Origin of the sequence: Pseudomonas sp. W5-36 (assembly GCF_046540455.1) — a bacterium.
Taxonomy (GTDB): Bacteria; Pseudomonadota; Gammaproteobacteria; order Pseudomonadales; family Pseudomonadaceae; genus Aquipseudomonas; species Aquipseudomonas graminis_B.
The window spans coordinates 90,319-114,869 of sequence record NZ_JAXCIQ010000013.1 but is presented as its reverse complement, the minus strand read 5'-3'; the positions used below and the strand labels follow the sequence as shown (position 1 = coordinate 114,869).

Annotated in this window: 21 protein-coding genes; 12 read left to right on the top strand and 9 right to left on the bottom strand. The window is 56.8% G+C overall.

Features of this window, described 5'->3' with window-relative positions; genetic code table 11:
* Nucleotides 1-287: 287 nt before the first annotated feature.
* Nucleotides 288-2,198: a sigma-54-dependent Fis family transcriptional regulator gene (locus SLW74_RS19795; RefSeq protein WP_410929842.1), complete on the bottom strand. Its 1,911-nt coding sequence runs from the start codon at nucleotides 2,196-2,198 to the stop codon at nucleotides 288-290.
* Nucleotides 2,199-2,511: 313 nt separating this feature from the next.
* Here SLW74_RS19795 and SLW74_RS19790 point away from each other — a divergent pair, with 313 nt between their 5' ends.
* The 8 genes from SLW74_RS19790 (at nucleotide 2,512) to SLW74_RS19755 (ending at nucleotide 14,751) form a co-directional block, all read left to right on the top strand.
* Entirely contained in the window at nucleotides 2,512-4,032 is a 1,521-nt protein-coding gene (locus tag SLW74_RS19790) for an aldehyde dehydrogenase family protein (protein ID WP_410929841.1), read from the top strand.
* A 369-nt stretch (nucleotides 4,033-4,401) separates the two neighbouring features.
* On the top strand, nucleotides 4,402-5,049 hold the full coding sequence (locus SLW74_RS19785) for a DedA family protein (RefSeq protein ID WP_410929840.1): 648 nt from the start codon (nucleotides 4,402-4,404) through the stop codon (nucleotides 5,047-5,049).
* 4 nt (nucleotides 5,050-5,053) lie between these two features.
* Nucleotides 5,054-5,851 carry a zinc-dependent peptidase gene (locus SLW74_RS19780; RefSeq protein ID WP_410929839.1) on the top strand — a complete coding sequence of 266 codons (798 nt, stop codon included), beginning with the start codon at nucleotides 5,054-5,056 and terminating at the stop codon, nucleotides 5,849-5,851.
* Between the two features lie 141 nt (nucleotides 5,852-5,992).
* Complete coding sequence (gene ppa / locus SLW74_RS19775; RefSeq protein ID WP_065988394.1) at nucleotides 5,993-6,520, top strand: inorganic diphosphatase; 528 nt, start codon at nucleotides 5,993-5,995, stop codon at nucleotides 6,518-6,520.
* Between the two features lie 439 nt (nucleotides 6,521-6,959).
* Nucleotides 6,960-7,682 (top strand): helix-turn-helix transcriptional regulator, encoded by a 723-nt coding sequence (locus SLW74_RS19770; RefSeq protein WP_410929838.1) that lies wholly within the window; start codon nucleotides 6,960-6,962, stop codon nucleotides 7,680-7,682.
* Nucleotides 7,683-8,180: 498 nt separating this feature from the next.
* Nucleotides 8,181-10,157 carry an N-6 DNA methylase gene (locus tag SLW74_RS19765; protein ID WP_410929837.1) on the top strand — a complete coding sequence of 659 codons (1,977 nt, stop codon included), beginning with the start codon at nucleotides 8,181-8,183 and terminating at the stop codon, nucleotides 10,155-10,157.
* Nucleotides 10,154-11,551 carry a restriction endonuclease subunit S gene (locus SLW74_RS19760; RefSeq protein WP_410929836.1) on the top strand — a complete coding sequence of 466 codons (1,398 nt, stop codon included), beginning with the start codon at nucleotides 10,154-10,156 and terminating at the stop codon, nucleotides 11,549-11,551. The genes SLW74_RS19765 and SLW74_RS19760 overlap by 4 nt, the downstream gene beginning before the upstream one ends.
* Nucleotides 11,551-14,751, top strand: coding sequence for a type I restriction endonuclease subunit R (locus SLW74_RS19755; RefSeq protein WP_410929835.1), 3,201 nt, complete (start codon nucleotides 11,551-11,553; stop codon nucleotides 14,749-14,751). The genes SLW74_RS19760 and SLW74_RS19755 overlap by 1 nt, the downstream gene beginning before the upstream one ends.
* A 146-nt stretch (nucleotides 14,752-14,897) precedes the next feature.
* Here the strand turns inward: SLW74_RS19755 and SLW74_RS19750 are convergent, their stop codons facing one another.
* Both SLW74_RS19750 and SLW74_RS19745 read right to left on the bottom strand, forming a co-directional pair.
* Nucleotides 14,898-15,914 carry a hypothetical protein gene (locus tag SLW74_RS19750; protein WP_410929834.1) on the bottom strand — a complete coding sequence of 339 codons (1,017 nt, stop codon included), beginning with the start codon at nucleotides 15,912-15,914 and terminating at the stop codon, nucleotides 14,898-14,900.
* A 393-nt stretch (nucleotides 15,915-16,307) separates the two neighbouring features.
* On the bottom strand, nucleotides 16,308-16,550 hold the full coding sequence (locus SLW74_RS19745) for a helix-turn-helix domain-containing protein (RefSeq protein WP_410929833.1): 243 nt from the start codon (nucleotides 16,548-16,550) through the stop codon (nucleotides 16,308-16,310).
* Between the two features lie 143 nt (nucleotides 16,551-16,693).
* Here SLW74_RS19745 and SLW74_RS19740 point away from each other — a divergent pair, with 143 nt between their 5' ends.
* From SLW74_RS19740 to SLW74_RS19725, 4 genes are all read left to right on the top strand, one after another.
* Entirely contained in the window at nucleotides 16,694-17,098 is a 405-nt protein-coding gene (locus SLW74_RS19740; protein ID WP_410929832.1) for a hypothetical protein, read from the top strand.
* A 516-nt stretch (nucleotides 17,099-17,614) separates the two neighbouring features.
* A complete protein-coding gene (locus SLW74_RS19735; protein ID WP_410929831.1) occupies nucleotides 17,615-18,205 on the top strand; it encodes a type VI secretion system-associated protein TagO in 591 nt (196 codons plus the stop codon).
* 342 nt (nucleotides 18,206-18,547) lie between these two features.
* On the top strand, nucleotides 18,548-19,135 hold the full coding sequence (locus tag SLW74_RS19730; RefSeq protein WP_410929830.1) for a DUF262 domain-containing protein: 588 nt from the start codon (nucleotides 18,548-18,550) through the stop codon (nucleotides 19,133-19,135).
* A gap of 158 nt (nucleotides 19,136-19,293) precedes the next feature.
* A complete protein-coding gene (locus SLW74_RS19725) occupies nucleotides 19,294-20,559 on the top strand; it encodes a DUF262 domain-containing protein (RefSeq protein ID WP_410929829.1) in 1,266 nt (421 codons plus the stop codon).
* Nucleotides 20,560-20,710: 151 nt separating this feature from the next.
* On the opposite strand, the gene SLW74_RS19720 is transcribed toward SLW74_RS19725, so the two are convergent.
* The 6 genes from SLW74_RS19720 to SLW74_RS19695 form a co-directional block, all read right to left on the bottom strand.
* Nucleotides 20,711-21,544 carry a hypothetical protein gene (locus tag SLW74_RS19720; protein ID WP_410929828.1) on the bottom strand — a complete coding sequence of 278 codons (834 nt, stop codon included), beginning with the start codon at nucleotides 21,542-21,544 and terminating at the stop codon, nucleotides 20,711-20,713.
* Between the two features lie 107 nt (nucleotides 21,545-21,651).
* On the bottom strand, nucleotides 21,652-22,305 hold the full coding sequence (locus tag SLW74_RS19715; protein WP_410929827.1) for a helix-turn-helix domain-containing protein: 654 nt from the start codon (nucleotides 22,303-22,305) through the stop codon (nucleotides 21,652-21,654).
* A gap of 2 nt (nucleotides 22,306-22,307) precedes the next feature.
* Nucleotides 22,308-22,895 (bottom strand): recombinase family protein, encoded by a 588-nt coding sequence (locus tag SLW74_RS19710; protein ID WP_410929826.1) that lies wholly within the window; start codon nucleotides 22,893-22,895, stop codon nucleotides 22,308-22,310.
* Nucleotides 22,896-23,106: 211 nt separating this feature from the next.
* A complete protein-coding gene (locus SLW74_RS19705; RefSeq protein ID WP_410929825.1) occupies nucleotides 23,107-23,514 on the bottom strand; it encodes a recombinase family protein in 408 nt (135 codons plus the stop codon).
* Complete coding sequence (locus tag SLW74_RS19700) at nucleotides 23,514-23,756, bottom strand: AlpA family transcriptional regulator (protein WP_410929824.1); 243 nt, start codon at nucleotides 23,754-23,756, stop codon at nucleotides 23,514-23,516. Before SLW74_RS19700 ends, SLW74_RS19705 begins: the two co-directional genes overlap by 1 nt.
* 107 nt (nucleotides 23,757-23,863) lie before the next feature.
* Entirely contained in the window at nucleotides 23,864-24,544 is a 681-nt protein-coding gene (locus SLW74_RS19695; RefSeq protein ID WP_410929823.1) for a hypothetical protein, read from the bottom strand.
* Nucleotides 24,545-24,551: the final 7 nt, after the last annotated feature.

Here is a 24,551-nt window from a genome sequence, read left to right as displayed (position 1 = left end):
GAACATGGGCCGCAGGTTAGCGTAGAAGGCAGTGGATGCGCACGGGGGAATTGAGGGTGCTCGATCAGACTGGTTGAAGGGGACCACGGTTGAAGGGGACTGATTTATTTACAACGCTTCACCGTAAATTAATCTGTCCCCGTTTCAGACAGGGAAGACGTCAGATCGCACACTGCAGAATTGATGGCGCTCAAACCGGCCTCTTCCCGGCTGAAGCCGGTCCTACATGGGACCGCATGCACACGCAGAATTGCGAGCATTCACACCGGTTTCATCCACCCAGAACTTCAGCGGTTGATCCCATGCTTGCGCAGCTTTCTGTACAGCGTATTCCGGCTCACCCCCAATTCCCGGGCGGCGTGGGTCATGTGCCAGCGCTGGGTGTCCAGGGTGGCGATGAGCGCTGCGCGTTCGGCGTCGTCCAGCGGCGAGTGGACCTCATCGGGCTTTGTCTGCGCACTCCCCTGCCGAATCGCCGCCGGCAGATCTTCATAACCAATCCGCCCCTCATCACACAGCGCCGCCAGGGTCCGCAGCACGTTGCGCATCTGCCGCACGTTGCCGGGCCAGTTGAAGTCGAGCAGCGCCTGCCTCGCCTTCGCCTCAATCACAATCGAAAGCCCATCCGCCTCTTGCTTCAGCAACAACTCCAGCAACTGCGCCTTATCACTCCGCTCTCTCAACGGCGGCAAGGCGATTTCCAGGCCATTAAGCCGATAAAACAAATCTTCACGAAAGCTGCCGTCCTCCACCCGCTCCAGCAAATTCCGGTGGGTCGCGCTGATCAGTCGTACATCCACCGCTTGCGGCTCGCCGCCAATAGGCACCACCAACCGGTCTTCCAGCACGCGCAGTAAACGGGTCTGCAAGGCCACCGGCATGTCGCCGATCTCATCCAGAAACAACGTACCGCCATCGGCCTGCTGCAACTTGCCGCGCATGCCTTCCTTGCGCGCACCGGTAAAACTGCCGCCGCGATAGCCGAACAGCTCGCTCTCGATCAGGCTTTCCGGAATGGCCGCGCAGTTCAGCGCCACGAACGGCTTGGCGGAGCGCTGACTCGCCTGATGCACTGCCTTGGCAAACGCCTCCTTGCCAGAGCCGGTTTCACCGTTGATCAGCAACGGTACGTCGCGCTCGAATACCTTCAGCGCCCTGCGGAAATCAGTTTGCAGCGACGCATCGCCCAGGCAGATGTCGTGCGAAGAAAACGGCACAGCCAACGTGCTGACCACCGGCGCAACAAGGCCCTTCAGCTCGGCACGCGATTGCCCACGCAATACGGCGAAGAGTCCCCGCCCGTCCCGCGTGCGCAGCGGCCAACTGGCGGCGGCGTCCGGCGAAGCGCGGCTCAGCAGCTCATCCAGCGAGCAGTCAAACAACGATTCCACGCCCTGCCCGACCAGTTCGTCACGGCTCAAGCCGAGCAGATTCAGCGCGCTCTGGTTCAGCGCACTGACGCGGCCCTCGCCGTCTAACGCCAAAAGCCCTTCGCTGAACAAACCGACTGCACCGGCCTGAAGGTGAAAACGCAGGAGCCACTGACTGTCGAAGTGGCGCAGGAAATAACTGCTTTCGATCATCTTCGCCGACAGATTCACCAGCGCCATGGTGTGAAACTGGCTCTGGCGGGACACGTCGTGACGGGCCGATGAAACGTCGAGCACCGCAAGCAGATCGCCATGGGGATCGAACACCGGGCTCGCCGAACAAGTGAGGCCGGTGTGACGGCCGCGAAAATGCTCGTCGCGATGGATCGTCACCGACTGACGCTCGACCAGGCAGGTGCCGATGCCGTTGGTGCCCTCTCGCGCCTCGCTCCAGTCGGCGCCCAGCCAGAGGCCGGCGCGCTCAAAAATCCGTCGATCCCCTGGCTCGGTCACGCAATTGAGGATGATCCCGCGGGCGTCGGTCAGAAGCACCGCGCTGCCGCCGGCAAGCTGACGGTGCAGGCTGTTCATCTCGTCGCCGGCGATGGTCAGGACTTGCTGCAACTGCTCGCGACTCTCCAGCACGCGCGCATGCTCCAGCACGGTGGGCGCCATGGCCTGCGCAGGGTCGAGGTGGTAGTCCTCCAGGCACCGCAGCCAGGAGCGGGCAATGGAAGGGTCGGCGCCGGGGCCGTATTGATGGGGGATTTTGCCTTGAGTAACGGTCAGCACTTGTTCGGCGTGACGCGCCAGGTGATTGCTGTGCATTTTTATTCTTCATCCTGAGCCAGGGCTCTGCGGAGGATTTGCCGATCAGCATCCTCCTCGCCCCGATTCATTGCAATGCTGCGAAAGGCGGGGTCCGCCAAGCTGTCACGCAAAGGGTACAAAGTGTCACCCTTGCCGCCCCGCCGTTGATACACCACTCGGGCATGACCACAGGATTCATCGACAAAACCCCGATAAACAGGGCGCCGGACGGCAGTGGCCCGCGCTTTGCTCTACGCTCTACCCATGCGACCTAGTCATGCGCCGCAACGCGTTATCCCCAGACAATCACAAGAGCAAGGAGATATTCACCATGCGTTATGCCCACCCCGGTACTGAAGGCTCAATCGTTACCTTCAAGACCCAGTACGGCAACTACATCGGTGGCGAATTCGTGCCGCCGGTCAAAGGCCAATACTTCGAAAACATTTCGCCGATCACCGGCAAGCTGATCGCAGAATTCCCTCGCTCCACCGCCGAAGACATCGACAAAGCCCTCGACGCCGCCGATGCCGCGGCCGATGCGTGGGGTAAAACCTCGGTGCAGGAACGCTCGCTGACCCTGCTGAAAATCGCTGACCGCATCGAACAGAACCTGGAATTGCTGGCCGTCACCGAGACCTGGGACAACGGCAAAGCCGTGCGCGAAACCCTCAACGCGGACATCCCCCTGGCAGTCGACCACTTCCGTTATTTCGCCGGCGTGCTGCGGGCCCAGGAAGGCTCCGCTGCAGAGATCGACGGCAACACCGTGGCGTATCACATTCACGAGCCGCTGGGCGTGGTCGGGCAGATCATCCCGTGGAACTTCCCGCTGTTGATGGCCGCCTGGAAACTCGCACCCGCCCTCGCCGCCGGGAACTGCATCGTCCTCAAACCCGCCGAGCAAACGCCACTGGGCATCACTGTGCTCATGGAACTGATCGGCGATCTGCTGCCAAAAGGCGTGCTCAACGTGGTGCAGGGTTATGGCCGCGAGGCCGGTGAAGCGCTGGCCAGCAGCAAGCGTATCGCCAAGATCGCTTTCACCGGTTCGACGCCGGTGGGTTCGCACATCATGAAACTGGCGGCCGACAGCATCATCCCGTCCACCGTCGAGCTGGGCGGCAAGTCGCCGAACATTTTCTTCGAAGACATCATGCAGGCCGAACCGGAGTTTATCGACAAAGCCGCTGAAGGCGTGGTGCTGGCATTCTTCAACCAGGGCGAAGTCTGCACCTGCCCGTCCCGCTGCCTGGTTCAGGAATCGATCTACCCGCAGTTCATGGAAGTCGTGATGAAGAAGGTCCTGAAGATTCAGCGCGGCGATCCGCTGGACACCGACACCATGGTGGGTGCGCAGGCGTCGCAGCAGCAGTTCGACAAGATTCTTTCGTACCTCGAAATTGCTCAGGGCGAAGGCGCCGAGCTGCTGACCGGTGGCAAGGTCGAGAAGCTCGAAGGCTCGCTGGCGACCGGCTATTACATCCAGCCGACGCTGCTGAAAGGCAACAACAAGATGCGCGTGTTCCAGGAAGAAATCTTCGGCCCGGTAGTCAGCGTGACCACCTTCAAGGACGAAGCGGAAGCCCTGGCCATCGCTAACGACACCGAATTCGGCCTGGGTGCCGGCGTCTGGACCCGCGACATCAATCGCGCCTATCGCGTGGGCCGCGCAATCAAGGCCGGTCGCGTCTGGACCAACTGCTATCACTTGTACCCGGCCCATGCTGCCTTCGGCGGCTACAAGAAATCCGGCGTCGGCCGCGAAACCCACAAGGTCGCGCTCGAGCACTATCAGCAGACCAAGAACCTGCTGGTGAGCTACGACATCAACCCGCTGGGCTTCTTTTGATTTAGCGTAAACGAGCGACAAGCAACGGCCTCTTCGGAGGCCGTTTTTGTTGGCAGATAGCGACTATGCACCCTGTAGGAGCGTGGCTTGTCCCGCGATCTGGCGCGCAGCGGCAGCAATCCGGCCAATGCGGGCTATCCATAATCGCGCGGCGGCAGGTTTACGACTGCTTCGCAGCCGATCGCGGGGCAAGCCACGCTCCTACCGGTTCGTACCCGCCGCTGACACGTAGCAGACGCAAACCCTGCGGGAGTGAAAGGGGGCGGCATGTCGAGCGCCATAATTGCATTGCATGCCTCTATAATGCCGCGCACATTTCCCCTCTTCGCCCCGCACGACCCGGATCGGGTCTCAAAACCAGGTGCCTACATGGATTTCAATCCGCTTGATCTGATTATTCACCTCGACGTTTACCTCGACCTGCTTGTGACCCAATACGGCACCTGGGTGTACGCGATCCTGTTCCTGGTGATCTTTTGCGAAACCGGCCTGGTGGTCATGCCTTTCCTGCCAGGCGATTCGCTGCTGTTCATCGCGGGCGCCGTCGCGGCCGGTGGCGGCATGGACCCGGTGTTGCTGGCGTGCCTGCTGATGGCGGCGGCGATACTCGGCGACAGCACTAACTACATCATCGGCCGCACGGCCGGCGACAAGCTGTTCAGCAACCCGAATTCGAAAATCTTCCGTCGCGATTACCTGACCAAAACCCAGGAATTCTACGGTCGCCACGGCGGCAAGACCGTCACCCTCGCGCGCTTCCTGCCGATCATCCGCACCTTCGCACCCTTCGTGGCCGGTCTTGGCCGCATGCCTTACCTGCGCTTTCTCGGGTTCAGCTTGCTGGGCTCGGTGCTGTGGGTCGGCGGGCTGGTCACTCTGGGCTTCTTCTTCGGCAATATCCCGTTTATCAAGAAGAACCTCACGCTGCTGGTGCTGGCGATCATTCTGATCTCGCTGCTGCCGATGATCATCGGTCTGATCCGCAGCCGCGCAGGTCGCTCCGCCGAGGCGCGCTGAGGCCATGTGGTCGTTCCGGGAATGGCGCAAACGGCGCACGCTGGCCCGCCATCCGGTCGATCTGCAACTGTGGGAGCGCGTACGCCAGCGCTTGCCGATCCTCGACGGGCTGACGGCCGATGAGGACCGCTACTTGCTCGACGGTTGCGTGCTGTTTCTGCAAGCCAAACACCTGACCGAGCTGGAAGGGGTCGAGCTGGATGATGAATCGCGTCTGTTTCTGGCTGCTCAGGCGCAGCTGCCGTTGCTCGCCCTGGGCGATCTGAACTGGTACCAGGGTTTTCACGAAATCATCCTCTACGGCGACGATTTCATCAGCCCGCAACGCCACCGCGATGCCAGCGGCGTCGAGCACGAATGGGATGGCGAGCACAGCGGTGAGGCGTGGTCCCAGGGCCCGGTGATTCTGGCCTGGCCCGGTGTGCTGACCAGTGGCGGGTGGGACGCCTACAACCTGGTGATCCACGAACTGGCGCACAAGCTGGACATGCTCAACGGCGAAGCGAACGGCCTGCCGCCGCTGCACCCCGACATGCGCGTCAGTGACTGGGCCAGCGCCATGCAGAGCGCGTACGACGATCTCAACCGGCAACTCGACGCCAACCCGGACGCTGAGACGGCCATCGATCCGTATGCCGCAGAAAACCCCGCCGAGTTTTTCGCGGTCATCAGCGAATACTTCTTCAGCGCCCCGGATTTGCTCGTCGACGCCTATCCCGCCGTCTACGGGCAGCTGAAAGCGTTCTATCGGCAGGATCCGTTGGCGCGGCTGACGGCATTCCAGCGTGGCACTTTAGACTAGGACGCCGGTCTATCAGGCTCAACACGACGCCTGAAGCCCGCCGTCACGCATGGCAACGCTTCAGGAATGTGCCTATAATCCGGGCCACTTTTTGGCGTTGCATGCCAGATTCTGAATGGTCAACCAAGGGGGCAAAGCCCAATGAGCTACAGCAAGATTCCGGCCGGTAAAGACCTGCCGAATGACATCTACGTCGCAATCGAGATCCCGGCCAACCACGCGCCGATCAAGTACGAAATCGACAAAGAAAGCGACTGCCTTTTCGTTGACCGTTTCATGGCCACCCCGATGTTCTACCCGGCCAACTACGGTTTCATCCCCAACACTCTGGCTGACGACGGCGACCCCCTCGACGTGCTGGTCGTGACCCCTTATCCGGTCACCCCGGGTTCCGTGATTCGCGCCCGTCCGGTCGGCGTGCTGAACATGACCGACGACGGCGGCGGCGATGCCAAAGTCATCGCAGTCCCCCACGACAAGCTGTCCCAGCTGTATGTGGACGTGAAGGAATACACCGATCTGCCACCTCTGCTGATCCAGCAGATCGAGCACTTCTTCGCGAACTACAAAGACCTCGAAAAAGGCAAATGGGTGAAGATCGAAGGTTGGGCTGGCGCTGACGCCGCTCGCGAAGCGATCACCAAATCGGTAGCGGCCTACAAGGGCTGATCCGGTTGCGCCCCGCCGAAGCGCTCGCCGCTTCGACGGGGCCATGTTTGACCCGCATGTCCCCGCCTTCTGCTTTTTGAATACCCCTCCCCCGTACATCCCGCTTTTTTTGTCCTCTGTCGTTTCGCAAATGTTTAAAACTCGTCTCGTGCACACAGAGTGTTTAATTGCGTCGTATGATTTTCTTCTTTGAACACGATCGGGCGTTTGAAACTTCTCTGGCAGCCGCTTTAATCAGGCCGCTGTGTCCGTTAATCGCCCAAGCCCAAGAAGGACAACGGTTTCAGCCATTGTTGACGCAAACGAAAACAGTGAAAGAAACGGCCTACAAAAACAGCCGAAAGTTGTAATCCTTACATTCACGCCCAGGCATGACGGCGTGCTCATTTGAACACTTCGTTCATTTAAACGAGCTTCAACCCGCCGTAAACTTCGGCCCATGAATACATCAGGTGATCGACTGCGCGGCCTTTTGCGAGAGTGCCATCTCTCCGCAACAGACTTTGCCGCCAACCGAAAGGTTACGCCGCAACACGTGAACAACTGGTTCAAGCGCGGCATCCCCATGGCGCGCATTGAAGAAGTCGCTGAACTGCTGAGCGTCAACGCGCGCTGGCTGCGCAGTGGCGAGGGACCCAAGCACCCTGGACACGATCGGGACACTGGCCAGAAGGCAGAGACTCAACCACCCCGGCCCGAGCGAAACGTACGCGAAGAACTGGAAATGCCGGTCTACACCGAACTGGAGACGCAAAGCTCCGGGCGGACCGCGGTGGGCGAGATCCACAACCACAAAGTGCGCTTGTCCCGGCGCGTGCTCGAAACCATGGACGTGGAGCTGCACAACGCGATCTGCGTGGCGATGGTCGGCAACAGCATGGCGGACAAGATCCAGGACGGTTCGCTGATTGGCATTGATCGCGGGCGCGTGCAGATCATCGATGGCGAAATGTACGCCCTCGAGCACGACGGCATGCTGCGGGTGAAATACCTGTATCGCCTGCCGGGCGGCGGTTTGCGTCTGCGCAGCCACAATTGCGCCGAGTACCCGGACGAGATCTTCAGCGCCGAACAGGTGCAGGCGCAGCACATTCAGATCCTGGGGTGGATCTTCTGGTGGTCGACGCTCAACAACCGCCGCCATCCGGCCACATTGCGGTGAGGCTAGGAATGAGCGTGTTTCGGAACTGGGCAGACGCGAACAACATGGGTATCCTGCACGCCTTCGTTTCAGCACCCGTCGGCCACACGCGGATGGGTGATCGACCTGGCACCGTCTCCGTGACCTGCCCGGTCTACCTTACAAGCGCCTCCTCGCAGCGCGCACTTTTGCGGACGGGTGCGGTTAGCCAAAAACTAACCAAACCCGTCACCGAGAAGCCGGCCACAAGCCGGCTTTTTAATGTCTGAAGCCCTTATAAAATAAGGCCCCAACTACAGGACCACCCTCAGCCCATACCTCAGCCCATGCCCAGCCTTCAACCTTCCTATATCAATATGGCAAGCTCTAGGCTGTGGCGAATCGGACAGTTGCTGCTAATAAGTTCCGGTTGACCACAAGCAGAACCTCAAACTTTTACCGATCTTGCATTGCCTGAGGCATGTTGGCAGTTCAACGGGTTAAACTCGGCTTTTTTCGATTACCCCAAGGAACTGTCGCGTGAACACGGAAAATCATTCCCAAACGGCCGCCTTTCTCTGGTCGATTGCCGACCTGCTGCGCGGGGATTTCAAACAGTCCCAGTACGGCCGCATTATCCTGCCGTTCACGCTGCTACGACGTATGGAATGTGTGCTCGCACCAACCAAGGCTGAGGTGATCAAACAAACCTTCGCTCAGGAAGGCCGTCCGGACCAAGTGCGTGAGATGATTCTGCTCCGCGCTGCCGGTCAGCAGTTCTTCAATGGCTCGCCGCTGACCCTTGGGACACTGTCCGATACCCAGACCGCTGCCGATCTGATGAGCTACGTACAGGCGTTCAGTAAGGATGCTCGCGAGATTTTTGAGCATTTCCACTTTGAAGATTTCGCTCAGCAACTGGAAACCGCCAACTTGCTGTATCAGGTGGTGCAGCGCTTCGCCGCCACCGATCTAAGCCCCGAGTTCATCAGCAACTTCGGCATGGGCATCATCTTTGAAGAGCTGATTCGCAAGTTCGCCGAAAGCTCCAACGAAACCGCAGGGGAACACTTCACCCCACGCGACATTGTGCACCTCACCACATCCTTGGTGATCACCGATCAGGACCACAAGCTCGCGCCCAACAGCATCGTCACCATCTATGACCCAACCGCGGGTACGGGTGGCTTTCTGTCTGAGGGGGATGAGTACATCCAGTCCATCAGCGAAAAGGTCAGCGTGTCACTGCACGGCCAGGAGCTCAACCCCGAGTCTTACGCCATCTGCAAGGCGGACATGCTGATCAAGGGCCAGGACGTGGCCAGCATCAAGCTCGGCAACACCCTCTCCAACGACCAACTAGCTGACAAGCGCTTCGACTTTATGCTCAGCAACCCGCCGTTCGGCGTGGAATGGAAGAAGGTGCAAAAGCAGATCACCGACGAGCACACGGTGAAGGGCTTCGACGGCCGCTTTGGCCCAGGTCTGCCACGGGTGTCTGACGGGTCGCTGCTGTTCCTCCTGCACCTGGTCAGCAAGATGCGTGACCCGCGAGAAGGCGGCTCGCGCATCGGCATCATCCTCAACGGCTCGCCGCTGTTTACCGGCGGTGCGGGCTCGGGTGAGTCGGAGATTCGCCGCTACCTGCTGCAGAACGATCTGGTCGAAGCCATCGTCGCGTTGCCCACCGACATGTTCTACAACACCGGCATCGCCACCTATGTATGGATACTCAGTAACCACAAGGCCGCTGCGCGCCAGAACAAGGTGCAATTGATCGATGGCAGCCAGTACCACGCCAAAATGCGCAAGTCGCTGGGCAGCAAGCGCCAGTACATCACCGAGGATCAAATCAGCGAGCTGGTGCGCCTGTATGGCAGCTTCGAGCAAACCGCCCAGAGCAAAATTTTCCCCATCGACGCCTTCGGCTACCGCCGTATCACCGTCGAGCGCCCGCTACGTCTAAACTTCCAAACCAGCGCCGAGCGCATTGCCAAAGTGCTGGAAGAAAAAGCCCTGCAGAAGCTCGACAGCGCCGCTCACCAGCAACTGCTGGCAGCCCTGCAAACGATGGACGCCAGCGTGTTGCACCGCAACCGCGAGCAGTTCAGCAAGCAGCTGAAAAAAGCCCTCACCGCACACAGCGTCAGCCTCAGCACACCGGAACTCAAAGCCCTGATGAGCGCCCTAAGCGATCGCGACCCCGAGGCGGATATCTGCACCACCAAAGGCCAGCCGGAAGCGGACGCTGGCCTGCGGGATAACGAGAATGTGCCGCTTGGCGAATCGGTGTACGAGTACTTTGCGCGCGAAGTCATCCCCCATGTGCCGGATGCCTGGATCGACGAAAGCAAAACCGATGCGCAGGACGGCGAAGTTGGCATCGTCGGCTTCGAGATTCCCTTTAACCGACACTTTTACGTGTTCCAGCCGCCGCGCCCCTTGGCCGAGATCGATAGCGACCTGAAAGCCTGCACCGACAGCATCAAGCAGATGATCGAGGGGCTCTCGGCATGAGTTTTTCAGCTTATCCGGCGTACATGGATGCTGGTGTCGATTGGTTGGGCAAGATACCCGAGCATTGGCAGCAAAAATGGTTAGGGCTTCTTGCTGTGGAGTCACGCACAGCATTCGTAGATGGCCCTTTTGGTTCTGACTTGAAAAGCAGTGATTACCAGGAAGAAGGTGTTCCTTTAATACAGCTAAATAACATCAGGGATGGCCATCACGTTCTTCGGAACATGAAATTTATCAGTGAAGAAAAAAGAAACGAACTATCCCGGCACTCTGCTTTTCCAGGCGACATAGTCATTGCAAAAATGGCTGACCCTGTTGCGCGTTCAGCCATCGTTTCTGATACGTTCGCTGAGTATGTGATAGTTGCTGATTGCGTGAAAATGACTCCTGATTTGGCCTCAGTTGATCTGAGCTTCCTAATTTGGGCAATAAATTCTGACTGCGTACGAATTAGCGCAGAGCTCATGTCCTCCGGTGTCACGCGGATACGCATCAATCTTGGTCAAGTTAAGAAGCTCAAGATTCCTTACCCTCCTATTTGTGAACAAAACCAAATCGCCCGCTTCCTCGACCACGAAGCCGCCCGCATCGACGCGCTGATCGAAGAGCAGCAGCGCCTGATCGAACTGCTCAAGGAAAAGCGCCAGGCCGTGATCTCCCACGCAGTCACTAAAGGCCTCGACCCCACGGTGCCGATGAAAGACTCCGGCGAGGAGTGGCTGGGCGAGGTGCCGGCGCATTGGCCCTTGCCAAAACTTGGCCACTTAGCAAGGGTGTTGAATGGCTCAACCCCGAGTCGGGAGAATATGGATTATTGGCGTGAAGGAGATATCCCTTGGGTCGCGTCCGGTTCACTCAACGACTATCGAATTGACTTGGCATCCGAATTTATAACTAGGAAGGCTCTCAAAGAGTGCTCTGTAGAAATGATTCCTCGCGGGGCGATATTGGTTGGCCTGGTTGGACAAGGTAAAACTAGAGGGTTGGCTGCATTACTAAACATCGAAGCTACGATAAATCAGAATGTTTGCGCAGTTGTACCTAATAAAGAGAAGGTGCTTTCTGGTTTCTTGCACCTCTACTTGCACTGTATCTACGAAACTTTGAGGGATTTTGGTCGAGGAGCAAACCAAGCAGCGCTTAACTGCGAGCTGGTTTCGGCGGTGCGTATTCCATTGCCTTGTATGGAAGAGCAAAGTCGGATTGTTAAGTATGTTGAGAGCAAGTTGAACGAGTTTGATGCTTTGGAAGATTACGCGCAGCGCTCTATCGCTTTTATGCAAGAACGCCGCTCCGCCCTAATCTCCGCTGCCGTCACTGGCAAAATCGACGTGCGCGACTGGCAGCCACCCGCCAGCGCGCCAACTCCCGAATTAGCACAAGAGGCCGTGTAATGGCGGACAGCAAGGAAGCTCAGTTTCAACAAGACATCATCGACGCCCTGGCCGCCCAAGGCTGGTTGGTCGGCACTGCCAGCGGCTATGACCGCCGTACCGCGTTGTATACCGAGGATGTGCTGGGCTACTTCAAGGATGCCTGGCCGGAGCGTTGGGATAAATTCGCCAAGGCCAACCCGAATAACCCGGATGATGTGCTGGTGCAAAAGCTGGTACGCGAGCTGGAACAGAGCGGCACACTCGATGTGCTGCGCCATGGCTTTAAGCTGCCGGCGGTAAAGGTGGAGCTGTGCAGCTTCCAGCCCGACCACGGCATGAACCCGGATACCCTCAAACGCTATCAGTGCAACCGCCTGCGCGTGGTGCCGGAGGTGTCCTACTCGCCGCATGCGCGTGAGGCTGGCAGCAGTGGCCAGAGCTATAACCCACGGCTGGATCTGGTGTTGTTCGTCAACGGCATCCCCACCGCCACACTGGAGCTGAAAAGCGAGTTCAAACAGTCGGTGGAAAACGCCAAGCGCCAATACCGCCAAGACCGCCCGGTGAAAGACCCGCTCACGCGCAAGCCCGAGCCGCTGCTGATCTTCAAACGCGGCGCGCTGGTGCACTTTGCCGTGGGCCAGAACGAAGTGGCGATGACCACCAAGCTGGCGGGTAAAGACACGCTCTTCCTGCCGTTCAACCTCGGCAGCGCGGAAGGCGGCGCGGGCAACCCCATGCCGGAGGATGACAGCCAGTACGCCACCGGCTACCTGTGGCAACGCGTGCTGCAGCCGGATGCCTGGCTCAAAGTGCTGGGGCGCTTTTTGCATCTGGACAAGAAAACCAGCGAAGGCCTCGACGGCACGCCGGTGACCAAGGAAACGATGATCTTCCCGCGTTACCACCAGTGGGAAGTGGTCAACACGTTGATCAACACCACCCGCGCCGAGGGGCCGGGCAAGCGTTATTTGATCCAGCACAGCGCCGGCTCTGGAAAATCCAACTCCATCGCCTGGACGGCCCATCAACTGGCCTCGCTGTACGACGATGCCGGCCAGCGCCTATTCAATTCGGTGATCGTGATTACCGACCGTACCGTGTTGGATAAGCAGCTGCAGGACACCATCTACCAGTTCGAGCATGCCCAGGGCGTGGTCAAGCAGATCAACCGTGAAACCAGCAGCCAGAGCAAATCCGAGCAACTGGCCGAGGCGCTAGCCGAGCAGACGCGCATCGTCATCGTCACCATCCAGACCTTCCCGGCACTGTTCGATGCCCTGGACAAATACCCCAAGCTGGCCAGCGGGCGCTATGCGGTGATCGCCGACGAGGCGCATTCCTCGCAAACCGGCTCATCGGCCAGCAAGCTGAAACAAATTCTCGGCAGTGATGCCCTGGAAGGGGAAGAAGTCAGCGCCGAAGAGCTGCTGGACGCCGCCGTGCAGGCGCGCCAACCGAATGAGCGCATCAGCTACTACGCCTTTACCGCCACGCCCAAGGCCAAGACTCTGGAGCTGTTTGGTCGCCCAGCCGACCCAGCGCTGCCGACCAGTGCCGGCAACAAGCCCGCGGCTTTTCACCTGTACTCCATGCGCCAGGCCATTGAGGAGGGTTTTATCCTCGACGTGCTGCGTAACTACACCACCTACAGCACCGCCTGGAAGATCGCCCATCCGGATGGCGAAGACGACGAGGTGGATAGCAAGAAGGCGCGCATCAAGCTGGCGCGTTGGGTGCGCTTGCACCCGTACAACATCAGCCAGAAGGTTGAGGTGATCGTCGAGCACTTCCGCGCCAATATCCGTGGCCTGCTGAATGGTCAGGCCAAGGCCATGGTCGTCACCAGCAGCCGTCAGGAAGCGGTGCGTTACCAGTTGGCGCTGAAGGCTTACGTGCAGCAGATGGGTTACAACGATGTGCACCCGCTGGTGGCGTTCTCCGGCAGCGTGTTGCCGGATGAGGTAATCCCCGAAGAGGTGACGGAAAGCAGCAGCCTGCTCAACGCTGGCTTGAATGGCCGCGACCTGGCGCAGGCGTTCGACACCCAGGACTTCAACGTGATGATCGCCGCCAACAAGTACCAGACCGGCTTCGATCAGCCCAAGCTGTGCGCCATGTACGTGGACAAAAAGTTGCAAGGTGTAGACTGCGTGCAGACCCTGTCGCGGCTGAACCGCACCTTCGGTGACACCAAGGAAACCTTCATCCTCGACTTCTTCAACGAGCCGCAGGACATCCTCGACGCCTTCTTGCCGTACTACACCAAGGCCGAGCTGACCGACGTGACCGACCCGCAGATCATCTATGACCTGCAGAAGAAGCTGGATGCCGAGGGCATCTATCACTGGCAAGAGGTCGAGGCGTTCGCTATGGCCTTCTTCGACCCCAAGGCGGCCGCCAGCAAGCTCAGCTACTACTGCACGCCGGCCAAGGAGCGCTTTGCCAAGCGTTATGCCTTCTCCGTTGAGTCGCGCCAGCAGGCGCTGGACTTCAAACGCACCGCCGAGGCCAATGGCGACAGCGCCGGCCTGAAAAAGGCCGAGCACGCACTGAAAGAGGCCGGCGAGCAGGTGGATCAGCTCGACCTGTTCCGCAAGAACCTGCAGAGCTTTGTGCGCCTGTATGAGTTCCTCTCGCAAATTGTGCCTTATGAGGACCGCGAGCTGGAGCAGCTGTGTGTGTATGCCAAGCACCTGCACCCGCTGCTGCGCGTGGATCGCCTGCAAGAAGACGACGTGGACGTGGGCGAGCTGCAACTTAGCCACTATCGCCTGAGCAAGCGAGCCGAGCACCAGCTGCGGCTAAGTGAGGGGGAAGGCGAATACAAGCTAAAGCCGGGTAGCGATGTGGGCAGCGGTAAGCCGCATGACCCGGAGAAGAAGCGCCTGTCGGAAATCATCGACGCGCTGAACGATATCTTCGGTGCCGAGGTGAGCGATGACGACCAACTACAGTTCCTCACCGGTATCGCCCAGCGCATCAGCCGTCAGGAAGATGTGATGGCTCAGGTGAACAACCATTCGGTGGAGCAAGTAATGCACGGCCTGTTCCCCAAGCGCGTGCTGGATACCGTGTTGGACGCCATGACCGACCACGAGAAGCTGTCGCTGGAAGTGTTGGATAACGAGACGAACAGTCGTGCGTTCGCCTTGGTGATCCTGAAGATGCTGAAGACGGCATCAGGTCGCGATCACAGCGACTTGAACGGTATCTGAAAACAGACTCGAGAGTAACGATGTGCCGAGGGCTTCCTATTTCCCTCGCCCCTCTGCGGAAAAAGGGGCGTGGCTCTGCACTTCACAAGTGCTTGTTCAGTGCATGCCGACCAGTAGGGGCAGCACCACTGGCAAAGATTTCCTCTTCAAAGATTCTGAAAATCTCGGGATAGCATAGTAGATGCCAGTGACGGTTCCACAGCTTGATCGCCGGCAAACTGCTTAGCTGCTGCAAACCCTTCTCGGCGGAATCTTGCCAGCATTTCGTCGTAGTTGGTCAGCGCTCGGGTATTGAACCTTAGCCGCAAAGCAGTTCCTTGGTAAGAGGTCACCCGATCATGCTTGCCCGCGCTATCGAGCAGGATTCCAGCACCATTGCTTGCTATGAAGAAGCTACCGCCTGCACGACAAATACGGCTAGTCATGTACAAGCCGAAACCGGAGTTTTGCCAAGCATCGTTGGACCGCCTCTTTACACCACGATACATTTTGCCCGAGATCCCCGGTAGCAGAGCCATATGTAGTGCGTCACGGTCGCAGGTGATGCTTAGGTATGGGTTGTTGCGCAAACCGTGACGAACGCCCTGCCCTACATCAAGAATCGCTACCTCCACCATGCCCTGGCTCGGCCAATACTGGCCACAGTACTCGATGAACCCCGAGCCGGAATGCTCGACCACGTTGCGCATTATTTCGCGGATAGAGAAAGTTAGCGTATCAACGAGATTACTCTCGGGCTGTCTGGTCAGCAGTTGCGCTATCAGGGAAGCTTTCTCCTCAATGACATCACCGGGATTAACAGAACGCTGGGCGGCTTCATGCTCAATCTCGGCAACATCTAGGAGAGTGAGTGGAAGGTATGTGCTGCTACCGTTGGCTTGCCCAGGCGTATTTCCATGGGTCAGACCGAACGCCTGAAAAAACCCCATGTGGGCCGCGTATGTATGGTCCTTGAAATTGAGCGCACTGAAAGGCACCGCCTCTTTGCTTTGACGGAAGCGCTTCATCTCATTCGCCACATAGGCCATCGTGAAAGGCTCTACCCTTCCCATTCGGTGGAAATCAAACTCGTAAATCGTGTCTTGCGGCAATTCCCATAGCCGGTTACAAAAATTGATCGCCTCAGTCAGCGATAGGTTTTGAGGCACTACGATTTTAGTCAAAAAGCTTCACCTTGTATCACATCGGGCAGCCGCAATATCTCAATGATGGCATAGTGCTTCGGCGAAAATCACGCCCGACATAAAATTGTCATTTGGAGACGAGCAGCACCTACTGCCAGGACATTGCCAAGGGCCAACACACCCCAAATTATTCATTCGTTTTCCGGTGTGCAGACTCAGCACGCGTTGAATAGCATGGGCTGATATTCTGACGAACCTGACCCCTCTAGCATCGCTGTTGCAAAGTTACCGCGAAAGCGCCCCAACGAGGCGATGGCGGTCAAAGGATCCCAGTGAGCTCCTGCCATAAGATCCGGGAAGACTGAGCGGCTTATCCAGCCCTGATGCCAGCGCGCACCTTCGCGGCGCAGTTCAGGTTGAATATCCGGCAGCTCAACTGCGTTGCTGTCGCTCTAACGCTCTGAGAATCTCATACGCATCCGCGTCCAAATGCCTACAGACTTCTAAGAATTCGATCACGTCAAGACGACGCTCTCCACGCTCGTACTTGGAGACGAACGACTGCGGCCGGCTAAGCGCCTTGGAGAGCTGTTCCTGCGTGATGCTCGACTGCTTACGCTGCTTGATCAGTAATACGAGCAGCCGTTGATACGGTTCCGAGTGGATGGATTTCAAGATATGTCGCCAGGAAAAGGACTGGCGAATTAAATAAACCTCTTTTGGGATTATCCCAAAAGAGGTTTTTAGGTATTATTCGGCACCGTTTGCCTGAGCGTGTAGGGCAACGGACCTACTGAAAGTCGAAAAAGGATATCTCCGTGCTCAACAAAGCGTTGATTTTTGCCACCACCGTACTGCTTTCAGCCCCAACACTTGCGCAGGTCAAGGCAGACTGCTCGACAAAAATGAATGGCAGTACCCGCTGTGAGTTCATGAACAGTGGCTCGAAAAAGGACAGCGCTTGCGTGATCGTGGAAGTGTCTCGGGACTATGACGCCGATGTATACAGTGTTCGATCAGCCGGCGGTAAGGGGGCGGTGTTAGCTTCTGAAAAGATCTGTTCAGGACTCGTCGACCCGCAAGACATTCGTGAGCGTACACCCACTGGGTCGTTTACCGCTGGCGGACGAGCTATGACGCCTTTCGAGTTTTGCCAGTCAGATAACCCATGGTTCAAAGCTCCTTCCAACTGCACCATGACAACCAAAGTCGTTGCGAACTGACCGTGACTAAAGGACTGAACATGCGGGTGATCGTTGAAGCAAAGCATCGGAAAATACCGGGACTGGTCGCTGCCATGCTGCTTTTGACAGGGTGTAGCTATGGCTTAACCCAGCGAGGTATTGACTCGTCTCCAGTGACCAAAACTGTCACGGTGAAAGGGTCAGTGAAACAAGTCTATCAATCTCTCGCTAACGAGATGCAAGGCCCGGGCTGCCCCCCCGATCCATTCTAGTCAACTCTATGTAAACGGTGATGGCTTCGTCGTGTACTTTGGCGAGCACTTCATTGGGCACAGCTATATATGGGACGGAGCCTATGGCAAGAAAGATGGGGATTCAGTCATCGTCGCGATCAGGGACCAGAGTTATACGCCCCAGAGCGATTTCGTTGATGAGATCGAGCACTTCCTGAAAACCGCGTCATGCCAATGATCCTGCTGTTCCAAATTGAGGTACATTCGCAGGACTCCTGAGGGCTCTCTCAGGCAGTCTAGCCGGACTCATGAGAGGGACATCATGCGAGTTTTATCAGCAATTTTATTAGCAACGATTTGGTCAACGGGCCATGCCGCCAACGATTGCAGCACCCTCATCGAAGACAGCAAGCGGCTTGAATGCTACGACATGAAATTTCGTCCGGCGTCGACGACAACTCAGGCGTCCAACTGGGAAATACAGGAGGCTATCTCCAAGATTGACGATAGCAAGACCGTTGTTCTTCACACGACGTCCAAAGAGATGGTATCCAAGCAATACGGCGGCAGAGATACAGCGGATCTTTACATTCGGTGCTCTGAAGGAACGACATCGCTGTACTTCGTGCTAGCGGGAAATTTTCTTGCTGATACTGAGGACTACGGTCAGGTCACCTATAAGGTCGACAATAAAAAGGCCCGAACCTATAGCTTTTCATCCTCCACAGACAACAAAGCCCTGGGGCAGTGGAGCGGCCAGTATGCTGTTCCCGTGGTGAAGCATCTCCTGGATGCTCAGCAGGTGATCGTCCGTATCACCCCTTACAACGAATCACCAGTTACGGTCACTTTTCCTGTTTCAGGTCTTCGTGAGGCTATCGTGCCTTTGCAGGCAGCCTGTAAGTGGAAGTGATCAGAGGAGGGGCGAATCGGCAGGCCATGTGGCGCGTGCGGAACGACCGTACTCCCAAGACCTGATAGCCCAACGACATTTGTGATGCTTTGGAGCCCTTCAAAAACGGCCGCGCCCCCTACCTCCGTCACCGGCTTATACCGCGCTCCAGGAGCTCGACCTAGCGCTACAGTGAACTCGCCAGAGCTTCGCCAGCAATTTTCGAGCAGCATGGCGCTATGATGTTAGGATTCGTAGCACCAGGCTTTAGCAGCTATCTGAAAACCCTCCATGAGCACCTTGACTCGGTGCATGGTTGGTGCTGGCTGAGCTGAAGGAATTTCGGGTATATAAGGACATCGCATGCAACCCAGCAAAACAACAGTCATCGGCCTATTCAATTCTGATTTCCAGTATCAAATTCCCATTTTCCAGCGCGGATATGTGTGGACCCTTGAGAAACAAGTTGGCCCACTCTGGACAGATATCCATGATCAAGCTGAGGCGGTACTGTCTCGACAGGCCGCCCCGGTCACTATCCCTGCGCAAACCCTCAAGCCTGCTCCCAAGCATTTTTTGGGTTCGATAGTGATGACGCCTGTGCCTAGCACGTTTGGGCGAGTGGGTGCTTTTGAGGTAATCGATGGTCAGCAACGCTCCACCACATTGCAATTGCTGCTCCTAGCGCTCCGACAAGCTTCACCGAGCCTGCCCGATAGTCCGATACCTAAAATGTTGGAGTATCTCGTTCGAAATCGAGGCTCGTACTCACGAGATGAGGACTATTACAAGGTTTGGCCAACGCAGGCTGGCCAAGATGAAATACGACAGCTATATGACCCGGAAGAAACGGTCGAAGGGCTCTGCGCACGCTATCCAGCGAAAGACGGTAGGAGAAAAATCGACCGACCGTTGATGATCCAGACCTTCCCATGCGTGGGGTTGACTTAAACGACGAGGTTCCAGGAGGCAACGGAAGCACTTATAACGGTGCGCTTATCGGGAGCATACGTCGCAGTAACGAAGTCCCGATGCTAGCAGATGCGCTTCCACTGGACCCAGCGCGGGCGGAGGCCCTGTACATGGCGTTACAGGACCAGGTTCAGATAATGACCTTAACCCTGGAATCTGACGACGATCCTCAGGTCATTTTCGAGACTCTGAACGCTCGCGGGGAACCCCTGCTGGCATCCGATCTGATTCGAAACTTTGTTTTCCTTGAGGCCGCGCGGCAGATGCAGCCTGTTCAAGAGCTGTATTCAAAGTACTGGAGTCCCTTTGATATTGCGGGCGACGGCAAATCCAATGGAGCGAATGCATACTGGAGAGAGAAGGAACGGTTGGGACGTCTCGCCTCGCCACGTCTGGATCTATTCTTCTACAACTATACGATCCTTCGCAGTGGGGAAAGCGTTCTCACAAGCCACGTGTTCCAAGCCTTCAAAGCATGGTGGCAAAAAGGTCAGCCACGGAGCCTTTCAGATGAGCTCGGTCGGATCGTCCGCGCGAGCGAGCATTTTCAAGAGCTTGTTTCACCATATGGAACCGGATATGTGGCCGAGTTTGCAAGACTGATCAAATCCCTTGATGTCGGTACGGTGGGGCCAGTCTATCTTGCTCTTCGCGAACGTCTGGAGCCGGATAGTTTGCAGCTAAAGCAAGCTTTAGCAGACCTAGCGTCATATCTGACAAGGCGAGCAATATGCGGATTAAGTAGCAAAAGCTACGGCCATTTTTTTCTCCGCGTTGTGCAAGCGATAACAGCGGCCCCCCTTCAGCCTCATGAAGCTCTCCGACAGATCCTTCTTGCTGCCACCAGCACCAGTGAGATCTGGCCGGACGATGATAAATTTGAAGAATGTTGGCGCTCGTGCCAGGCATATCTAACACTTCGGCCCGCAAAAACTTGTGGCATTCTCCGGGCACTGGAGTATGGAGCTAGAGGAGCTCAGCAGGCGAGCAATCATGTTCCAGAGCAGTGCGATCTAACTGTCGAGCACGTCATGCCTCAGAGCTGGAAAAACGTGCCCAGCTACCAAGTTGATGAGTCGATGCAGCATATTCGGCAGGCAGAGTTGCACGGTTTTGGCAATCTGACGCTACTGACGCAACCACTCAATTCCGTCGTAAGCAATGGGCCGTATGTTGGGTCGGATGATGGTGCTTCTGAAATATCTGGAAAGCGCGCCAAGCTGGGGCAAAGTGCCCTTCTGATCAACACGTACTTCCAGCATCCTGCATGCGTCGCGTGGGATGAGGCCGCAATAGCTCGACGTTCTCGCGCCCTGCTAAAGGCAGCTAAGCTTGTGTGGCCTCGCCCTGCCAACGCCGCTGTAGGCCCTGATAAGGTCGCCTCTGCCCTATCAGGCTACTAATGGTCGTATTTTGAGTATGACCGCATGATCCGGCCCTATAGTCACGCTAGAGCAAGCGGCCGTGGGTACTGGCATCGGCCTACCGATTCGATATGCAGTAGGAGTGAGTGCCCGGGTAGATATCAGCACATATTGCGAACCAGCTGTTCAGCTACAAGGGATTCGACTTGAGCCACCTATCGATCTGATTGTAGAACTTCAATGCCTGCTGCGTTTGAGACCTACTTGAGTAAGAAGGCGAACTGATCCCGACCCCGCGTCGGGACAGGATTTCGACCGTCACTCCGGATTCCTTCACGCAGTAGCACGGCCAGAAATCGCCCTGTTGGGGTTTTTCGAGTCTCACCGCTACGTTGTTCCACCTGGATCGGTAACGCGATGCTAAAGCCTTGCGGAGGGCTTCCATGACCTCTGCAATCCGGCCCTCCGGGATACGCAAAGCACCATGGATATGCATCGGATGATTCTCCCTGAGGGCGCCATGTATGAACTCGAGATTGAAGACCAATTCGGTTTTGATGCCGAGTGCCTTTAGCTGCCTACTGATTAGTGTGGCGAGATAGTCAGCAGGGCCTCGAGGAGAGCTCAGAGCGGCCTCCGCGATGTCGTGTCCCAGTCGTATGGTTGTCGCGTAGGCGTCGGGCTGGCTCAGCAACTCACGAAGCCGGAAGAACTGCTTGATATCCTTTTCGAGAATTTTGGACCAGTTCGGAAGCCTAGTCGTCGAGAGATAGCTCCTCACTATGCCCCGGACGTGGGTGTCGATCTTTTGGAAACGCTTGATGTCTTGCTGATCTAGTTGAGGATCTAACTGACTAATAGCTACTAGCCGTTTTTCCATGCCTGCGGCGAGACTGGCGAGAACCCTTGCCTGCCCTACGGTTGCCAGGCTTTTTGAGCTCGTCCTTCGCCGTGCAATTTTTGCATTTACTCCAGCCCCTACCTCTTTGGGCACATAGGGAAAACGCGGCTCGTATTCGTTCACAGCTCGACGCTCCGAGTCTTGGTTCCGATTTTCAAAATGACCATACCGGCAGAACAGCCATGGTGGTCGATGCTTACACTGTGTTCTAAGGGTTTGACACTGACCGGTCAGGTTCCGGTCATAATTGAGTCATCGCCCTCGATCACGATGTCGTCATCTCCGCGACTCAACTGTGCCAGTCGTCTGGATGCCATCCATCGCAAGTTTTCATGCTCATCGTTGAGGCTCTGAAGATCTCCATTTCGCTCAGCTTCTTCGATGCGCTGCTGCATCCGCATCTCTGCAACATCGTCCTCCGTCATGATCCGAATCCGAAGCTCCGGTAGCTCCTCGATTTCCATCGCCTGACCGAGCTTGTCGACAGGCAACGCGCGACGAGTAACATCTTGAGTGAGCTTCAGTGCCGTCGAGGCCGCAGCGAGCCCACGGAAGGCTATGGGGTTCGTCGGATCGAGATTCTCAACCGAACTTGCTATCTTTTGCCGGATCTGCCGGACCAGCGCCAGCTCGTCGGCAACTAATGACGCAGCTGTCTGCTGAACCGCCTCCAAGGAGAACGCAGCAGTTAATAGTTCCTCTCTGGCCTTTTCAATCAGGGCCTGAGTCCCGGCGCCGGCAACCACATGATGCTTCTTCAAGAGACGCTGCACCGTGCTGACGCTTATGGCGAGCCGGTCAGCGATTGCCGATACGGTCCAACCGGCTTCTCTGAGCACCACTGCTTGTGTCTCTTGATCTGGAGTCTTCTGCTTACCTGACATAATTACGCTCCCTCCACCCTAACGGTCGCCGAAGATTTGCTGGCGCACGCCCGCTTCACTGCCGCAATCGATATTGAAAATTGTGTAGCCGTCTCCTGAATCGTTGCCTTGTTGGCCTCGCGCCAGGTCCGAACAGCCTCGTCATCGATACGCTTCGGAGCGCCCAGCTTCTGCCCTGTGGCCTTCGCTCGTGTAATACCGGCCAACTGACGGGCTTTTATGTTTGATCGCTCAAGCTCAGCGACCGCACCCAACATCGTAAGCATCGCTTTTCCGATGGGCGTTGACAGATCAAAACCTTCTCGTAGTGAAACTACTGCCACACCTTTTCCCTCTAGCGCTTGAACTGTCGTGAGCAAGTCCAAGGTATCGCGCCCCAGGCGGTCAATTGCAGCGACGACGAGGGTGTCCCCCTCTCGTGCGTATTTGAACAACTCGGCAAAACTTGGGCGCTCTAGAGCTTTCGTTGCGCCGCTGACAGCTTGATCCTCAAACCATTTACCGACGTTGTGCCGTTCAGTAATCGCGTGACGCTGAGCGTTTGTGCTTTGGTCGTCGGTACTGACTCGAACATAGGCTAGGACTGTCATGAGAACTCACCGCCATCTGGCTCAAAAGTATGGCTCAGAATATACGGCATGGCTCAGAATGAAACAACACTTCTGAGCCATCTCACCGCTCAACGTTTTCGGGGGGTACATCAATCTGGTTCTGCTGGCTAAAAAGGCACACTCTCTGAGCTAGCAACAATCGTGTGGACGAGGCCCGAGCCCCATCCACAACCATGCGGTGAGCATGAAGTCACCACTGCAAGCGCTGGAGCCTCACCTGCATCTTCACCACAGATCTGAGCAAAACCATGTACGCCTTTCCATCGGGGCTATCGAGGGTTACGCGTGCTCGCGCTAAGACGACTGACACACCTTTTCTGCTAAGTGACTGCAAAGCCCGCAGAAGCTCTTTTGGATTGGTGCCTAGGATGTCCGTTGCGGCAATGACGAATGTGTCCCCACAACTAAGCGCCCTGCGCACCTCTAGAAATTTCGGTCTTTTGAGGATGCTGACTGACCGGTTCGACGCTTCTTCTACGAACACATCATCTAGCTTTCCAATGCCGCAAGCCTGGGTAACAGCCTTAGCAATGTCGCAAGCTTGGCTAACAGTCTTGTCCTTGTTTCCGCTGAGAACGATATAACCGAAGGTCGCCATCAGAATGCTCCTCCTGCCAAGTTGCGACTGGAAGGATTACCGGAAATGCGATCCTCGACCCAACGCTCGACCGCGAGAGAGTCCCAACCCACAGCCCTGGGGCCGAGCTGAATTGATTTCGGGAAGCGACTCTGATTCATGAGGTTGTAGATGTGAGCCCGCTTGAATCCAGTGTGGAACTCAACATCTGGAAGCCTTAAAATCCGACGGCTCGGAGATGACTGTTGTGTAGGGATACTCATTGCTTGCTCCTTAGCGCTTAGTGGCGCTGCTTGGTGTGTGAGCAAGGTAAGCAATAAACAACAGCCAAAACCTCAATTGAGATTCGCCAAAATCTCAACAGGTCCTGTCAAACATCGCGGGGCAGGCACTCCTGGCGAAGGTAGGTGACAATGGTGTTTGGAGATAAAGGTGGGAGCCCCAGTCTCGCAGCCTCAGCAAGCAATATTCCCGCTAGTTTGTAATGACCCATGCTGTCCAGCCCGTTGAGCTCCACGAGCATCGCAATGAGCTTCAGCATGCTGTCTTTTTCACGCGTATCCAGAGGCCGGATCGTTGGGGGCTCGCCAACCAATAACTCGGCGAGCGAGTAAATATCAGTCGGTCTAAACCTAAGCATTGAGACTGCTCGCGGCACGCTCGCCTCCCATACACGAACCGTTTCCTCATAGTCGTCCGGCACATCCGAAAGCACAGGCCCAGCTAAAGTAAGAGAAGCGGATGCCTCGGGCCCTAGCCCCTGCAACCGTCCAATACTCACCACACGCTGATTTCCTGCGCCGAACACCACCATGGCGCGCTCCTCTAACTCATGGGCTTGTGTCAAACCTTTCAGCGGATCTCCTCCCAGGTAGGCGATGCAGTTTCCCTCCTCGCACTGACTAATCAGATCCTCAAGGCTCATGGACCAACCCGTCATAACCTTCATGCTTTCGAGCGTCTGATTTACAGTTAGAAAACTCAAGCGCTCATGATCTGGCCGCATACGCGCAAGGCGCTGCTTTCCTGAGCTTCTCGCAATTTTTTTCATGCCGACT

What these genes read in the sequence shown, in the direction of transcription:
- SLW74_RS19725 (WP_410929829.1), top strand. Translation starts at nt 19,294, where the DNA reads ATGACCTTAACCCTGGAATCTGACGACGATCCTCAGGTCATTTTCGAG.
- SLW74_RS19695 (WP_410929823.1), bottom strand. Translation starts at nt 24,544, where the DNA reads ATGAAAAAAATTGCGAGAAGCTCAGGAAAGCAGCGCCTTGCGCGTATG.
- SLW74_RS19735 (WP_410929831.1), top strand. Translation starts at nt 17,615, where the DNA reads ATGCGAGTTTTATCAGCAATTTTATTAGCAACGATTTGGTCAACGGGC.
- SLW74_RS19785 (WP_410929840.1), top strand. Translation starts at nt 4,402, where the DNA reads ATGGATTTCAATCCGCTTGATCTGATTATTCACCTCGACGTTTACCTC.
- SLW74_RS19755 (WP_410929835.1), top strand. Translation starts at nt 11,551, where the DNA reads ATGGCGGACAGCAAGGAAGCTCAGTTTCAACAAGACATCATCGACGCC.
- SLW74_RS19710 (WP_410929826.1), bottom strand. Translation starts at nt 22,895, where the DNA reads ATGACAGTCCTAGCCTATGTTCGAGTCAGTACCGACGACCAAAGCACA.
- SLW74_RS19715 (WP_410929827.1), bottom strand. Translation starts at nt 22,305, where the DNA reads ATGTCAGGTAAGCAGAAGACTCCAGATCAAGAGACACAAGCAGTGGTG.
- SLW74_RS19760 (WP_410929836.1), top strand. Translation starts at nt 10,154, where the DNA reads ATGAGTTTTTCAGCTTATCCGGCGTACATGGATGCTGGTGTCGATTGG.
- SLW74_RS19795 (WP_410929842.1), bottom strand. Translation starts at nt 2,198, where the DNA reads ATGCACAGCAATCACCTGGCGCGTCACGCCGAACAAGTGCTGACCGTT.
- SLW74_RS19700 (WP_410929824.1), bottom strand. Translation starts at nt 23,756, where the DNA reads ATGAGTATCCCTACACAACAGTCATCTCCGAGCCGTCGGATTTTAAGG.
- SLW74_RS19790 (WP_410929841.1), top strand. Translation starts at nt 2,512, where the DNA reads ATGCGTTATGCCCACCCCGGTACTGAAGGCTCAATCGTTACCTTCAAG.
- SLW74_RS19780 (WP_410929839.1), top strand. Translation starts at nt 5,054, where the DNA reads ATGTGGTCGTTCCGGGAATGGCGCAAACGGCGCACGCTGGCCCGCCAT.
- SLW74_RS19770 (WP_410929838.1), top strand. Translation starts at nt 6,960, where the DNA reads ATGAATACATCAGGTGATCGACTGCGCGGCCTTTTGCGAGAGTGCCAT.
- ppa (WP_065988394.1), top strand. Translation starts at nt 5,993, where the DNA reads ATGAGCTACAGCAAGATTCCGGCCGGTAAAGACCTGCCGAATGACATC.
- SLW74_RS19705 (WP_410929825.1), bottom strand. Translation starts at nt 23,514, where the DNA reads ATGGCGACCTTCGGTTATATCGTTCTCAGCGGAAACAAGGACAAGACT.
- SLW74_RS19730 (WP_410929830.1), top strand. Translation starts at nt 18,548, where the DNA reads ATGCAACCCAGCAAAACAACAGTCATCGGCCTATTCAATTCTGATTTC.